Here is a 14,716-nt window from a genome sequence, read left to right as displayed (position 1 = left end):
GATCAGCGGCAGCAGTCCGGCTCCAGGCCGAGCGGCAGCCGTTCGCCACCGAACACCGCGGTGGTCGCCTCGTCTCCTCCCAGGGCGGCCACCGCGAGCAGCAGCGACCCCGCCGTCCAGGTGGTGAGTTCCTCGGGCCAGAAGGCCCGATGGCCCTCGAACACGTACCCCGTCCAGTACATGCCGCCGTCGGCGCGCAGGTGCTGGATGGACTGGAGGACCTCCAGCGCCCGGTCGGACTCCCCCATCACCCAGAGCGCCAGGGCGAGTTCACAGCTCTCGCCGCCGGTCACCCAGGCGTTGGGCAGGACACAGCGCACCCCCAGGCCCGGTACGACGAAGCGGTCCCAGTCCGCCGCTATCCGAGCGGTGGCCCGCGCTCCCGTCACCGCGCCGCCGAGCACGGGGTAGTACCAGTCCATCGAGTAGGCACTCTTGTCGAGGAACCGCTCGGGGTGGTCGCGTATCGCGTGCCGCAGCGCCCCCGTCGCCAACTCCCAGTCCGGCTGCGGCTCCTCGCGTTCCTCGGCGATCGCGAGCGCGCAGCGCAGCGCCTGGTGCACGGAGGAACACCCGGTCAGCAGCGCGTCGCCGACGGCCGTGCCGTCCGCCTCGCGCTTCCAGCCGATCTGGCCGCCGGGCTGCTGGAGTGCGAGGACGAACTCGATCGCGGCGTGGACGACGGGCCACATCCGGTCGAGGAACGCGTCGTCGCCGGTGGCCAGATAGTGGTGCCAGATGCCGACGGCCACGTAGGCGCAGAAGTTGGTCTCGCGGCCCCGGTCGCCGGGCGGCATGGCCGCGGTGCCGGTGTACGGCGAGCCGTCGGCGTACGGAGTTCCGTCGGCGTACGGCGTGCTGTCGGCGTACGCCGCGTACCAGGAGCCGTCCTCGTTCTGGTTCCTGGCCAGCCACTCGTACGCCCGCGCCGCCGCCTCGGGTTCGTCCGCGGCGTCCAGCGCCATGGCCGCCTCGGTGTGGTCCCAGGGATCGAGATGGTGTCCGCGGAACCACGGGATCGCCCCGTCCGGACGCTGCGCCGCCAGGATGCCCGCGACCGTCTCGGTGGCCTGCTCGGCGGTGAGGACTCCGGGCAGGACGAGGTGTTCCGTAGCACGGGGGCCACGGCCGGCCAAGGTCACTTGGCGGCCACCGCGGACGCGGCCGGCAGGTGCGGCTTGGTCGCGTAGGCCACGAAGCTCTTGCCCACGACGGGGTTGAGCAGTTGTTCGGTGAGCCGGGTCGCGAGGGGCTTCTTCATGATGTCCCAGACCAGCAGCTTGTGGTACGCGCGGACGGGCAGCGCCGTGTCGTTGTCGACCCCGAACGCGCACTTGAGCCACCAGTACGGCGCGTGCAGCGCGTGCGCGTGGTGGGTGCCGTACGGCTTGAGTCCGGCCTCCCGCATCCTGCCGAGCAGTTCATCGGCCTTGTAGATACGGATATGGCCGCCCTCGACCTCGTGGTACGCGTCCGAGAGCGCCCAGCACACCTTCTCCGGGCCGTACCGGGGCACGGTCACCGCGATCCGTCCGCCGGGACGCAGTACGCGCACCATCTCCGCCAGGACGCCCTTGTCGTCCGGGATGTGCTCCATGACCTCGGAGATGATGACCACGTCGAAGGAGGCGTCGGGGAACGGCAGGTTGAGCGCGTCGCCCTCCATCGCCGTGGCGGTGGCGCCCTCGGGGGCCTCCCCCGCCTCCCTCATCGCGGCGAACCACTTGGCGACCTCGCGGATCTCCTCGCCGTTCCGGTCGAGGGCCACGACCTGGGCGCCGCGCCGGTAGCACTCGAAGGCGTGCCGACCCGCGCCGCACCCCAGGTCGAGCACACGGTCACCCGCGGCGAGCGGGAAGCGGGTGAAGTCCACGGTCAGCACTGGGTCGTCCTGCTTTCGCGGTCGGAGGGGCGGGCGGCCGAGGGGCCGGCTGCCGAGGAGCGGGCGTTCGGGGAGCCGGCTTTCGGGGAGTGCGCGATCGCCGCGCGGTACAGCTCGGCCGTGCCCTGTGCGGCCCGCGCCCACGTGAAGCGCCGCAGCACCCGCTCGCGGCCGGCCGCGCCCAGCCTGGCGCGCAGTTCCGGGTCGTCGAGCAGCCGGCCGAGGGCGTGGGCCAGCGCGCCCGCGTCGCCCGGGGGTACGGCCAGGCAGGTCTCCCCGTCCACGCCCGCGACCTCGGGGATCGCGCCGCCTGTGGTGGCGACGAGCGGGGTGCCGGTGGCCATCGCCTCGGCGGCGGGCAGCGAGAACCCCTCGTACAGGGACGGTACGCACGCGATCCGCGCGCCGCGGACCAGATCGACCAGCTCGGCGTCGGAGACGCCCTTGACGAACTCGACGGCGTCTTCGAGTCCGTACCGTTCGATGGCCTGCGCGACCGGGCCGTCCTCGGCCCGTCTGCCGACCACGACCAGATGGGCGCCGGGGTGTTCGGTGCGGAGCTTGGCGAGGGCCTCGACGAGATGGACGAGTCCCTTGAGGGGGACGTCCGCGCTGGAGGTGGTGACGATACGGCCCGGGATCTCGGGCACGGCCGGGTCCGGCGAGAACAGCTCCGTGTCCGCACCGATGTGCACGACCTCGATACGGTCGGCCCGTACTCCGAGATGGTCGGTGATCTCCTGCTTGGAGGAGCCGGAGACGGTGAGCACCGAGGGCAGCCGCCGCGCGACGCGCTTCTGCATACGGGTGAAGCCGTACCAGCGGCGTACGGAGGCCCGGCGCCGCCAGTTCTCCGCCGCCTCCAGATCCAGCCGCCGGTCCACGGTGATGGGGTGGTGGATGGTGGTGACGAGAGGGGCGCCGAGGTTTCCGAGGAGGCCGTATCCGAGCGTCTGGTTGTCATGGACGACATCGAACTGCCCCGCGCGGGCGGCCAGATGGCGCCTGGCCCGCAGCGAGAACGTCAGCGGCTCCGGGAAGCCGCCGGTCCACATCGTGGCGACCTCAAGGCCGTCGATCCAGTCGCGGAACTCGTCGCGCCTCGGGGTGCGGAACGGATCGGGCTGCCGGTAGAGATCGAGACTGGGCAGTTCCGTGAGCGGTATGCCCTCGTCGAGTACGGGGTACGGCTGGGCGCCGATGACCTCGACGCTGTGTCCGAGGCGGGCGAGTTCACGGGACAGGTGCCGGACGTAGACGCCCTGGCCGCCGCAGAACGGGTTTCCCTTGTAGCTGAGAAGGGCGATACGCAGGGGCCGGTCGCCGCCGCTCTCCGACGGACGGTCACTTCCGCCCCGGGGCCCCGGTCCTGTGCCCGCCTCTATGGCCTCAGCGGTCACTCTCGGCCCCCTGTCTCACTGCGCTCTCCGCGTTTTCGCCGGAGCGTAACCGCTGTCCACAATCTAGAACAAGTTTCAGAGTTGTTCGTCCACGGCTTCGAATCTACCGGCAAGTAGCGTCGCGGCACCCGCCGGAGCAGGTGATTCGTGCCACGGCGGGTGTCTGCCATGCTGTGCGGTCCGGAGGCGGCGAAGCATGCGGACGCGTTCAGCGGACGCGTTCAATGGAGTGGGACAGATGGCTGCGGAAATCAGACCGGCGTCACCCCCGCTGACGCGCCGCCAGGAAGCCCGGCGCCGCAGGATCCTGGACGCCACCACCCTGCTGGCCTGCCGGGGAGGTTTCGACGCCGTGCAGATGCGCGAGGTCGCCGAGGAGGCCGGGGTCGCGCTCGGGACGCTCTACCGGTACTTCCCCTCGAAGGTCCATCTGCTGGTCGCGACGATGCAGGATCAGCTGGAACATCTGCACACCACCCTGCGCAAGAGGCCGCCCGCGAGCGACAGCCCGGCGGAGCGGGTGGCCGAGACGCTGCTGCGGGCCTTCCGCGCGCTCCAGCGGGATCCGTATCTCGCCGACGCGATGGTACGGGCGCTGACGTTCGCGGACCGTGGGGTGCGCGACGAGGTGGACCGGGTCATCGGACGGACGACGGCGATCATCCTCGACGCGATCGGCCCGTCCATCGGTCCGCAGGGCCCGACGCCCGAGCAGCTCTCCGCCGTACGCGTCGTCGAGCACACCTGGCACGCGGCCCTGATCACCTGGCTCTCGGGCCGGGCCACGATCGCACAGGTGAAGTCGGACATCGAGACGGTCTGCCGGCTGATCGACCTGACGGCCGCGGGACCCGGCGGGCCTGCCGTCTGACGGACCGCCGGCCGGGCGGCACCGCACGGCACCGGGCGACACCGGCCGGCACCCGGCGGCACCGCACGGCACCCGGCGGCACCGGGCAGGTGTTCTTGCTCCATCCGGTGGTCATCGCTCAAGCGGCCCGTGTGTTGTGGACGAAGGACGGGTGTTCACACCTCGCGGGTCCCCTCCGGCCGCGAGCGGTTCCCGCCATCCAAGGAGCATCTATGCGTCTCAGCGCGCGCTGGGCATCCGCCGCCGTTCTGCTGCTCGCCCCCCTGATCAGCGGCACCAGCGGCGGTGACGCCACGGCCGTCCCCCGGGAGAGCCTCGTCCCGGTCGAGCGTTCCTCCAACGCGGTCCCCGGTCAGTACATCGTCACCCTCAAGCCCGGGTTCTCGCCGGCCACCGTCCTGCGGCAGTTCGGCCTCTCCCCCCTGTTCACCTACGACAAGGTCCTGCACGGATTCACCGCCGCCTTCTCCGCGGCCCAGCTGTCCCAGGTGCGCGCGCTCCCGGCCGTCCGGGCCATCGAGGAGAACAGCCGGGTCACCGTCAGCCCGACGTCGACCCGGCCGGGGCAGTGGCGGGCCGAGCAGGCGGGGGCGGAACAGACAGGGGCCACGCGGGACCGGGTACCCGCGCTGAGCTGGGGGCTGGACCGGATCGACCAGCGGAGACTCCCGCTCGACGGAGAGTTCACGGTCAACGGCACCGGCAAGGGCGTCACGGCGTACATCGTCGACACCGGGATCGAGACCGCCCACAGCGAGTTCGGCGGGCGTGCCACCGTCGGCTTCGACGCCGTCGGCGACGGGCGTATGGGCCAGGACTGCAACGGTCATGGCACCCATGTGGCGGGCACCACCGGCGGCGCCACCTATGGCGTGGCCCGTGCCGCCTCCCTCGTCAGCGTCCGTACGCTCGGCTGCAAGGGCAACGGCACCTGGGCCGGGGTCATCGCGGGCCTCGACTGGGTGGCCAAGAACGCCAGGCAGCCCGCGGTCCTCAACGCCTCTCTCGGCGGCCCCGCGTCCAGCGCGGTCGACACGGCGGTCAACGCCGTCGCGGCGCACGGCGTGCTGCCCGTCGTCGCGGCCGGCAACGACGCGGTGGACGCCTGCGGCGTCTCGCCCGCCCGCGCCTCGGACGTCTACACCGTCGGCGCGTCCGACAGTGAGGACCAGGAGGCCCGGTTCAGCAACCGCGGCACGTGTCTGGAGACCTACGCCCCCGGCGTCGCCATCGTCTCCGCCAGGCTCGGCGGCGGCTCCGTCGCGCTGAACGGCACCTCCATGGCCAGCCCCCATGTCGCCGGGGTCGCGGCCCTCTACAAGGAGAGCAACCCGTCGGCCGCCCCGGAGGATGTGGCCGACTGGCTCACCGAGCGGGCCGACAAGGACACCGTGTTCCCCATCAGCACCGGCTCCCCCAACCGTCTCCTCTACACCGACGGTCTCTGATGAGGAGATGACGCGACCGTGGCGTGTACGCGGGTCGCGTACACGCCGCGGTCCGGACGGGGAGCCGGGTCACTCGGCCGGGCTCACCCGACGAGGCTCACCCGACGAGGCTCACCCGACGAAGGTCACTTCACGCGGCTCACTTGATGCGGACGACCTGCGGGTCGTGGTCGCTCGCCTGGTCGGCGAACTCCGCGTTGATGTGCACCACGTCGTACACGGGCTTCTTGATGGCGGGGCTGACCAGGATGTGGTCCAGGGTCTGCGAGTTGCCGTCGTAGACGTAGCTGTAGCGCTCGTTCTTCGGCAGCTTGTCCATCAGGTCGATGAGGACACCGCCCCGGGTGAGGGTGGTGAGCGGCTTCGAGAACTGGTAGTCGTTCAGGTCGCCGAGGACGACGACCTTGGCCTTCCTGTCCTTGGCGAGCAGGCCGGAGACGAAGTCGTGGACCTCCTTCGCCTGGGACAGACGCTGGGTCTCGGAGCCGAGGGTCGGCGGCTGGAAGGCGCCGTGCGTCGGCTGGTCGCCGCCCTTGGAGTTGAAGTGGTTGCCGATCACGAAGACCTGCTCGCCGCGGAAGGTGAACTCGCCCACCAGCGGCTTGCGGCTGCTCTTCCAGGCGTCCGAGGTCGGGTTGATCCGGCCCGGGGACACGGACAGCGTGATGTCCTTGCCGTGCTTGCCGGTGGTCACGACCTTGGTGGCGGTGGTGGCGTCGCCGCCGGGCCGGTCCACGAAGCCGACCCGCTTCGGGTTGAAGAGGAAGACGTTACGGATGTTGCCGCCCGGCTCACCGCCGTCGGTCTTGTCCGCCGGGTCGACGGAGCGCCAGTCGTACGCCGGGCCGCCCGCCGCCTGGATCGCGGCGACGAACCGCGCGAGGGTCTCGCCCGCGGCGACCGTGCCGTCGTCCTTGGCGCCGTTGTCGTCCTGGATCTCCTCCAGGCTCACGATGTCCGGGGTGGCGAGGTTCTTGACGATGCCCTCGGCCAGCCGGTCGAACTTGGCCTGCGGGTCGGTCGGGTCGAGGTTCTCGACGTTGTACGTGGCGACCGCCAGCTCGTCGGCCCTGCCCTTCTTGGCCACCTCCGGCTTGATACCGCCGGACTTGACCGTACCCAGGGTGCTCGCCTGGAGGCCGTATCCGCCGTAGCCGGAGTAGTCCAGCGGACCGGTGGTCGTACCGGCGAGGGTGTCGCCCACATTGGCCCCGGGCTTGGCGCCGGTCAGCGAAGTGACCAGCAGACGGCCCGAGTTCACCTCGTCGTACGAGGGGTAGACGGTGCCGCCGCGCGGGGTCGGGTTCTGCTTGGGCTTGGTGGTGACCCACGTCTCGCCGTACGTGTTGGAGGCGCCCACCACCCGGCTGTCGCCGATCCGGATCAGCATGCCCTCACGGGACTCGAACCAGTCCAGCGCGTACCTGCCGGGCTTCAGCGCGAGCGGCTCGATGTTGAGCCCCTTCACCTTCGGCGCGTACGTCTCGGGCAGCGTCCCGGCGTCGATCAGCTCGGCCGCCGGCAGCGCGGCGCCGGAGGAGAGCACGACGGTCGTCGCGCCGGTCAGCTCGGTGAGGGACTGGGCGCCCGAGCTCTGGCCGCCCGGGTAGTACTCGGTGACCTTGGCGGTGACCAGGACCGAGTCGCCCACCTTGACCTGCGGGGTGGCCGAGCCGGTGAAGACGAAGACGCCCTCGCTGGTGGCCGGGTCCTTGTCCGGCGCGCTGTCCTGGATCCAGAAGCCGCGCGAGGAGCCGGTCGCGCGGATCGCGGTGACCACGCCCGGCACGTTGGTGACGGTCTTCCCCGCCTGCGGGGAGATCCGGGTGGTGCCCTGGATGTCGTGGATCCGCAGCTCGCCCGGGGTGGTGTCGGTGGGCGAGGGGGTGGGAGTCGGCTCGCCGCCGCCGTCGCCCGCGCCCGCGCTGTTGCGCGGGGCCGGCGTCGCGCCGCTGAAGTCGGCGGAGTTGGTGTCCATGTCGGTGAGCGTCGCGCTGCGGGCCACCGAGTGGGTGTTGTCGGCGCCGGTGGCGGGCGAGCCCTCCCGGACGGTGGCGGTGCCGAAGCCGACCAGGTCCTTGACGTTCGGGTCGGCCGCGCAGTCGGCGGCGGTCAGGCAGGCCAGCGGGGTGGTGGAGCGGACGAGCGCGACAGTACCGCTGCTCGCCGACAGGGCGATGGTGCCGGTCGCGTCGGCGGCGGGCAGCGCGGTGTCGCCGCCGGAGCCCTTGGCCTCCTCGACGAGGTAGCTGCCACCCGCGGGGATGGCGCCCTTGATCTCGGTGACCTGCCACTTGGAGCTGGGGGTGGGCGAGCCGCTCAGATACTGGACGGACCAGCCGGTGAGGTCGAAGGGACCGTCGCCCGCGTTGCCCAGCTCGATGAAGTCGTTGGTCAGGGTGGCACCGGAGTTCCCGCCGCCGCCGTAGACCTCGGAGATGACGGCGTCCGGGGACGGCGTCGCCTGAGCGGTGAACGGCAGCACGATGAGCGATCCGGCCAGGCCGACGGGGAGTGCCACGGCGATCGCCTTGGCACGCCGGCCGCGCAGGGCCGGGGGTATGGATGGGGACACGGTCAGCTCTTCCTTGCGAACGTGATGTGTGGGAGACGTGCGAGGCGCACGAGACGTACGAGAAGCGCACGAACTATGAGAACCCTGAAAAGTCGGCTCAAGATACGCGCGTAGACAGAGCCACAACAAGACTCCGTGCCCGCCAAATGACAAGTGTTTCCCGACTGTTCGCCGGATTTAACCTGGTTGTCGGAGAACGGGTCGCGCGGCAGGCGTGGGACCGGGCGCGGCGCCGGGGACACCGGGCCGTCCGCGAGGGCCGCTCCCCGGGCATCCTGCCGGGGAAGGGGGAACGGGGGCCGGTAGAGTGAGCGAGTCGTCATCATGCCCGTATGGGGGGAAGCCGGTGCGAAACCGGCGCTGACCCGCAGCCGTGAGCCGCCTTCCCGGCGGCGAGCCGGAATGCCCCGTACGCGGTCGTGACCGGCTCGTGCCATCGGACGCCGCCGGTGGCCGGCATCGTCGAGGAATACGCTGCCGGGAGGGGCCGCTGGTGTGCCCGCGCCCGGCTCCCGCAGGAGAGGCCCGCCCGCCATGACCACCGTTCGCCGCTGCGCAGCGGCGCTCGCCGCATCCGCCGTGCTCTGCGTGGCGCTCGCTCCGGCCGCCGTCGCGGGGGGCGATGTACCGGCCGCCCCCGGCGCGTCCCCGTCCGCCGATCCGGCCCCCGCTCCCTCTCCGGCCGAGTCGTCCCCGGCCGAGCCCGCGCCTGTGAAGATCCCGCCGGGCCTGTACGGCGACAAGGATCCGACGTACGACGGGGTCTGGCGGCAGTCACTGGCGATGCTGGGCCAGTTCGCGGCGCATGTCCGGCCCGCGAACCAGGCGGTGGCCTGGCTGAAGGGCCAGCAGTGCGCCAACGGCGCGTTCCCCGCGTACCGCCCCGAGCCCGCCAGGCCGTGCGACGCGAAGACGGCGGTCGACTCCAACTCCACCGCGGCGGCCATCCAGGCGCTCTCCTCTCTCGGCGGGCAGCGGCCGGCCATGACCAGGGGGATCGCCTGGCTGCGGTCCGTACAGAACAAGGACGGCGGCTGGAGCTACGCCCCCGGCACCCCGAGCGACGCCAACTCCACCTCGCTGGTGATCGGCGCGATGACCGTCGCCGGGGTACGGCCCTCATCGGTACGGTCCGCCGCGGGGAAGAACGCCTACGACGCGCTGGTGGGTCTGTCGATCCCGTGCGACACCGCGTCGGGCGCGGACGCCGGTGGTTTCGCCTACCAGCCGGACGCGGCCGGGAAACTGTCCGCCAACGACGACGCCACCACCGCTGCCGTGCTCGCCGGGGTCGGCAAGCGGCTGGTGAGCGGTCCCGTGAAGGCGGGCCCCGCGCCGTCCTGTGTCCCCGCGGCGGATCTCTCGCCGGAGCGCGCGGCCCGTAACGGCGCCGCCTATCTGGCGTCCGTGCTCGCGGCCACCGGCCATCTCGACCAGCCGCCGATGCCCGGTGCCGAGGACAGCGCGCCGCTGCCCGACATCGGGAACACGGCGGAAGCGGTCGTGTCCCTGACGGCCACCGGTTACGGGGACCAGGCCAACCGGGCGCTGGAGTGGCTGAAGCAGAACAGCGGCGCGTGGGCGCAGGAGAACGGCCCCGCCGCCTACGCGCAGTTGATCCTGGCCGCCCACGCCACGGACACGGACCCGCGCAACTTCGGCGGTATCGACCTCGTGGAGCGGCTGAACGCGACCGGCCCCGCGCCGAAGGCCATCGCCGTACCGGCCTCGCCGGCCGCGGCGGCGAGCACGAGCGTCGACGAGGGCGGGCGCGCCGTCCTCTGGCTCATCGTGATCGGGCTGGTCGTGGCCGGCTACATCGGCTTCCGGATCAGTGTCCGCGGAAAGACCGCCCGGCCGTGATACGCGCCCGCGCCTCGGTCTCGGCCCCGGTACGTCTCCGTACCGTCGTCTGTCTGGTGGTTCTCGCCCTCGGCGCTGTCGTCGCCGGGGCGGGGACGTCCCAGGCGGCCGGTTACCGCTACTGGTCGTTCTGGGAGAGCGACGGCGCGAAGTGGACGTACGCCACCCAGGGCCCGGCGACGGCGCGGCCCGCCGACGGCGCGGTCAACGGCTTCCGCTTCGCGGTGAGCGCGGACAGCGCGGACGCGGACCGGCCGCGCGGGACACCGGACTTCGCGGCGGTGTGCGGTAGTACCCCCGCGCGGGACGGCCACAAGCGGATCGCCGTCGTCATCGACTCCGGTACGGACGCCGACGCGCCGGACGGGGAGAAGCCGCCCGCGCCCCGGGCGGAGTGCGCCCGGGTGGGCGAGGACGCGAGCAGCGCGGAGGCGCTGGCGGCGGTGGCGAAGCCGCTGCGCTACAACAGCGAGGCGCTGCTCTGCGCCGTCTCGGGATATCCGGCGTCGGGGTGCGGCGAGCGGGTGGCGGGCGGCGGGGCGACGCCGGAGACCTCCCGTACGCCGGAGACCTCCCGTACGCCGGAGACCTCCGGAACGCCCTCGTCGGCCTCCGCACCGGCGGCGGGCGGTTCGCGCGACGGCGCGAGCGACGGGGAAGGCGGCGGTCCGTCGGCCGGACTCTTCGCCGGGGCCGCCGCCGTGGCCGTCCTCGCCGCGGCCGGCCTCCGGCAGGCCCGCCGTCGGCGCGGATGAGCGCCATGAGCGGTACGAGATGACCGGTACGAAATGAGCCCTACGCGATGAGCAGCACCCCACGTCGGAGCGCACCCGCCTCGCGCCCTTCGCTCCGCGCGCCCGGGGCCAGCCGCTCCAACGCCCTGCCCGCCGGGGCCTGGTGGCTCTGGGCGCTCGGGCTGGCCGTCGCCGCGTCCCGTACGGCCAACCCGCTGCTGCTCGGACTGCTGGTCGGGGTCGCGGGCTATGTGGTGGCGGCCCGCCGTACCGACGCGCCCTGGGCCCGTTCGTACGGCGCGTTCATCAAGCTGGGGCTGGCCGTGATCGTCATCAGGCTGCTGTTCTCGGTCTTCCTCGGCTCTCCCGTCCCCGGCGAACGCCTCCTGGTCACCCTGCCCGAAGTGCCGCTCCCCGACTGGGCGGCGGGGGTACGGATCGGTGGCCGGGTGACGGCCGAGCAGCTGGTCTTCGCGCTGTACGACGGCGCGAAGCTGGCCACGCTGCTGATCTGCGTGGGCGCGGCGAACGCGCTCGCCGCCCCGGCCCGGCTGCTCAAGTCGCTGCCGGGCGCGCTGTACGAGGCCGGGGTCGCCGTCGTCGTCGCCATGACCTTCGCGCCGAACATGGTCGCCGATGCCGGGCGGCTGCGTACCGCCCGCAGGCTGCGCGGCCGGCCCACCGGCGGGATCCGGGCGGTGCTCCAGATCGGACTGCCGGTTCTGGAGGGCGCGCTGGAGCGTTCGGTGGCGGTCGCGGCCTCGATGGACGCCCGCGGCTACGGACGTACGGCCGAGGTCCCGCGCGCCGTACGCACCACCACCACCGCGCTCACGCTCGGCGGGCTGCTGGGCGTCTGCGCCGGTTCGTACGCGCTGCTCGCCGCCGAGGGCGCGGGCTACGGGCTGCCGCTGCTGGGCGCCGGGCTGGCCGCCGCGCTGGCCGGGCTGCGGCTCGGCGGCCGGCGCTCGGTCCGTACCCGCTACCGCCCCGACCGCTGGGGCGTCCGCGCCTGGCTGGTGGCCGGGTCGGGCGCGGCCGTCGCGGCGCTGATGATCCGGGCGGCGGCCGTCGATCCCGCGGCGCTGCACCCCGGTGTCGTCCCGCTGGTGGCGCCGGTGCTGCCGCTCTGGCCCGCGGCGGGGGCGCTGCTCGGGCTGCTGCCCGCGTTCGTCGCGCCCGTACCCACCCCCTCCCCAGTGGAACTTCCCGCACAGAGAAAGACGGCGCCGTGATCCGGTTCGAGCAGATGTCGGTGACGTACGGCGATGCCCCGGCGCCCGCGATCGCCGGGGTCGATCTCACCGTGCCCGAGGGCGAACTCGTCCTGCTCGTCGGCCCCTCCGGGGTCGGCAAGTCGACGTTGCTGGGGACCGTGTCCGGTCTCGTCCCGCACTTCACCGGCGGTCTGCTGCGTGGCCGGGTGACCGTCGGCGGCCGGGACACCCGTACCCACAAGCCGCGCGAACTCGCCGATCTGGTCGGGACCGTGGGCCAGGACCCGCTGGCGCACTTCGTCACCGACACCGTCGAGGACGAGCTGGCCTACGGCATGGAGTCGCTGGGCCTGGCGCCCGATGTGATGCGGCGCCGCGTCGAGGAGACGCTCGACCTGCTGGGCCTGGCCGAACTGCGCGACCGGCCCATCGCCACGCTCTCGGGCGGGCAGCGGCAGCGGGTCGCGATCGGTTCCGTACTGACCCCGCACCCCAGGGTGCTGGTGCTCGACGAACCGACCTCGGCGCTCGACCCGGCGGCGGCCGAGGAGGTCCTCGCCGTGCTGCAACGGCTGGTGCACGATCTCGGTACGACGGTCCTGCTCGCCGAACACCGGCTGGAGCGGGTGGTGCAGTACGCGGACCAGGTCATCCTGCTGCCGGGTCCGGGACAGCCCCCGGTCGTCGGGGACCCGGAGCGGATCATGGCGGTGTCGCCGGTGTATCCGCCGGTGGTGGCGCTGGGCCGGCTGGCCGGCTGGCAGCCGCTGCCCCTGTCCGTACGGGACGCGCGGCGCGGGGCGGCGGGTCTGCGGGAGCGGCTGGCGGGCCGGGAGCCGGAGCCGGTGGGGGGCACGGGGACGGCCGCTCCCACAGCGGCGCCCGCCGCCCGCACCCCGCTCGGCAGACTGCTGCGCCGCCGCGCGACGACGGAGCGGGACGGCGCCCCCGACCGCTCCGGGCCGCTCGCCGTCGTGACCGGTCTCGCCGTGCGGCGCGGCAGGACCGAAGCGCTGCGCGAGGTGTCACTGACCGTCGTGCCGGGCGAGACCATCGCCCTGATGGGCCGTAACGGCGCGGGCAAGTCCACGCTCCTGTCCACCCTGGTCGGGATGGTCGCGCCGGCCGCCGGATCCGTCCTCGTCGGCGACCGCGCCCCGCACCGCACCCCGCCGGGCGAACTGATCCGGCACGTCGGTCTCGTACCGCAGGAACCACGCGATCTGCTGTACGCCGACACGGTCGCGGCCGAGTGCGCGGCGGCGGACAGCGACGCGGGCGCGGAGCCCGGGAGGTGCCGTGCGCTCGTCCGTGAACTGCTGCCCGAGGTCGCGGACGCGACGCATCCGCGCGATCTGTCCGAGGGGCAGCGGCTGGCGCTGGCCCTCGCGGTCGTCCTGACCGGACGGCCGCCGCTGCTGCTCCTGGACGAGCCGACGCGCGGCCTGGACTACGCGGCGAAGGCCCGTCTCGTCGGGGTGCTGCGCGCGCTGGCGGGCGAGGGGCACGCGATCGTCCTGGCGACCCACGACGTGGAACTGGCCGCGGAGCTGGCGCACCGGGTGGTGATCCTGGCCGACGGCGAGATCGTGGCGGACGGCCCTACGGCCCGGGTGGTGGTCTCGTCGCCTGCCTTCGCGCCGCAGGTGGCGAAGATCATGGCGCCACGGGAGTGGCTGACGGTGGCTCAGGTCCGTACGGCGCTGGCGGCGACGGCCTCCGAGGCCCCGGGGACCACAGGGGTTTCTGGTGCCCCGGGGTCGGCGGAGGCTTCGGCCCGGGAAACGGAGGGGACGGAATGACGCCGCCGGTCCCCGGGGCGGGCACGCCCCGGGCCCGCACACCCGGGACCCGCGCCTCCCGGGCCCGTGCTCCACGTCCTGGCACGCCCCGCGCCCGCACGCCCCGGGCGCGTGCCGTACGGCTCGGCCCTCGCGCCGTCTGCGCCCTCGCCCTCATCGGCGCGATCGGCGTGGTCGCCTTCGGCTGGCCGCTGCTCGCCGACCGCGCGTCCGGACTCGCGCACTCCCAGGACGCGCCATGGCTCTTCGCCGCGCTGCTCCCGCTCCTCGTCGGCGTCGTCGTCGCGACGATCGCCGATTCCGGGCTGGACGCGAAGGCCGTGGCGATGCTGGGGGTGCTGGCCGCCGTCGGGGCGGCGCTGCGGCCACTGGGGGCCGGTACGGCGGGACTTGAGCCGATGTTCTTCCTGATGGTGCTGAGCGGCCGGGTCCTCGGACCGGGGTTCGGTTTCGTACTCGGCTCGGTCACGATGTTCGCGTCCGCGCTGCTCACGGGCGGTGTCGGGCCGTGGATGCCGTTCCAGATGCTGGCGATGGGCTGGTTCACGATGGGCGCCGGGCTGCTGCCGGGCCCCGACCGGCTGCGGGGCCGCGCCGAGTCGCTGATGCTGGCGCTCTACGGAGCGTGTGCGGCGTTCGCGTACGGCACGGTCATGAACCTCCAGGGGTGGACGTATCTCGGCGGGCTCTCGTCCGGCGTCTCCTTCCATCCGGGCGATCCGGTCCACGACAATCTGGCGCGCTTCCTGGCGTACTGCGCGGCGACCTCGTTCGGCTGGGACCTGGGCCGGGCGGCGCTGACGGTCGTCCTGACCCTGACGATCGGCGCGACGGTGCTCAAGGCGCTGCGGAGGGCGACGCGCCGGGCCGCGTTCGAGGCGGAGGCGAGGTTCGAGGACCCGTCGGCCGGGGCCTGAGCCCGGC

11 protein-coding genes and 1 riboswitch are annotated in these 14,716 nt (G+C 73.1%); of the genes, 7 read left to right on the top strand and 4 right to left on the bottom strand.

What is annotated here, in order from left to right; translation table 11 throughout:
- Positions 1 to 2: 2 nt before the first annotated feature.
- From CU044_RS13255 to CU044_RS13245, 3 genes are read right to left on the bottom strand one after another with little or no spacing between them, the layout of a single operon-like run.
- The gene (locus tag CU044_RS13255) at positions 3 to 1,136 is read right to left on the bottom strand and encodes a prenyltransferase (protein ID WP_129768798.1); all 1,134 of its coding nucleotides are present in this window, start codon (positions 1,134 to 1,136) and stop codon (positions 3 to 5) included.
- A 2-nt stretch (positions 1,137 to 1,138) separates the two neighbouring features.
- The gene (locus tag CU044_RS13250) at positions 1,139 to 1,882 is read right to left on the bottom strand and encodes a class I SAM-dependent methyltransferase (RefSeq protein ID WP_129768746.1); all 744 of its coding nucleotides are present in this window, start codon (positions 1,880 to 1,882) and stop codon (positions 1,139 to 1,141) included.
- Positions 1,876 to 3,282 (bottom strand): glycosyltransferase family 4 protein, encoded by a 1,407-nt coding sequence (locus tag CU044_RS13245; protein WP_129768745.1) that lies wholly within the window; start codon positions 3,280 to 3,282, stop codon positions 1,876 to 1,878. The genes CU044_RS13250 and CU044_RS13245 overlap by 7 nt, the downstream gene beginning before the upstream one ends.
- A gap of 238 nt (positions 3,283 to 3,520) precedes the next feature.
- On the opposite strand from CU044_RS13245, the gene CU044_RS13240 reads away from it, so the two are divergent.
- The gene (locus CU044_RS13240) at positions 3,521 to 4,153 is read left to right on the top strand and encodes a TetR family transcriptional regulator (RefSeq protein ID WP_129768744.1); all 633 of its coding nucleotides are present in this window, start codon (positions 3,521 to 3,523) and stop codon (positions 4,151 to 4,153) included.
- Between the two features lie 212 nt (positions 4,154 to 4,365).
- Positions 4,366 to 5,601 carry a S8 family peptidase gene (locus CU044_RS13235; protein WP_129768743.1) on the top strand — a complete coding sequence of 412 codons (1,236 nt, stop codon included), beginning with the start codon at positions 4,366 to 4,368 and terminating at the stop codon, positions 5,599 to 5,601.
- A 139-nt stretch (positions 5,602 to 5,740) separates the two neighbouring features.
- On the opposite strand, the gene CU044_RS13230 is transcribed toward CU044_RS13235, so the two are convergent.
- Positions 5,741 to 8,152: a lamin tail domain-containing protein gene (locus tag CU044_RS13230; RefSeq protein ID WP_165371884.1), complete on the bottom strand. Its 2,412-nt coding sequence runs from the start codon at positions 8,150 to 8,152 to the stop codon at positions 5,741 to 5,743.
- Between the two features lie 360 nt (positions 8,153 to 8,512).
- Positions 8,513 to 8,584, top strand: a riboswitch (cobalamin riboswitch).
- Positions 8,585 to 8,710: 126 nt separating this feature from the next.
- Here CU044_RS13230 and CU044_RS13225 point away from each other — a divergent pair.
- From CU044_RS13225 to CU044_RS13205, 5 genes are read left to right on the top strand one after another with little or no spacing between them, the layout of a single operon-like run.
- Positions 8,711 to 10,039, top strand: coding sequence for a prenyltransferase/squalene oxidase repeat-containing protein (locus CU044_RS13225; protein ID WP_129768741.1), 1,329 nt, complete (start codon positions 8,711 to 8,713; stop codon positions 10,037 to 10,039).
- The gene (locus CU044_RS13220) at positions 10,039 to 10,794 is read left to right on the top strand and encodes an SCO2322 family protein (RefSeq protein WP_193563958.1); all 756 of its coding nucleotides are present in this window, start codon (positions 10,039 to 10,041) and stop codon (positions 10,792 to 10,794) included. Before CU044_RS13225 ends, CU044_RS13220 begins: the two co-directional genes overlap by 1 nt.
- A gap of 47 nt (positions 10,795 to 10,841) precedes the next feature.
- Complete coding sequence (locus tag CU044_RS13215) at positions 10,842 to 12,008, top strand: energy-coupling factor transporter transmembrane protein EcfT (RefSeq protein WP_129768740.1); 1,167 nt, start codon at positions 10,842 to 10,844, stop codon at positions 12,006 to 12,008.
- Complete coding sequence (locus CU044_RS13210) at positions 12,005 to 13,792, top strand: ABC transporter ATP-binding protein (RefSeq protein ID WP_129768739.1); 1,788 nt, start codon at positions 12,005 to 12,007, stop codon at positions 13,790 to 13,792. The genes CU044_RS13215 and CU044_RS13210 overlap by 4 nt, the downstream gene beginning before the upstream one ends.
- A complete protein-coding gene (locus CU044_RS13205; protein WP_129768738.1) occupies positions 13,789 to 14,709 on the top strand; it encodes an ECF transporter S component in 921 nt (306 codons plus the stop codon). Before CU044_RS13210 ends, CU044_RS13205 begins: the two co-directional genes overlap by 4 nt.
- Positions 14,710 to 14,716 lie beyond the last annotated feature (7 nt).

This window comes from Streptomyces sp. L-9-10 (assembly GCF_004151105.1).
Classification (GTDB): domain Bacteria; phylum Actinomycetota; class Actinomycetes; order Streptomycetales; family Streptomycetaceae; genus Streptomyces.
The sequence above is the reverse complement of the archived record's forward strand: the minus strand, read 5'-3'. Positions and strand labels throughout refer to the sequence as shown.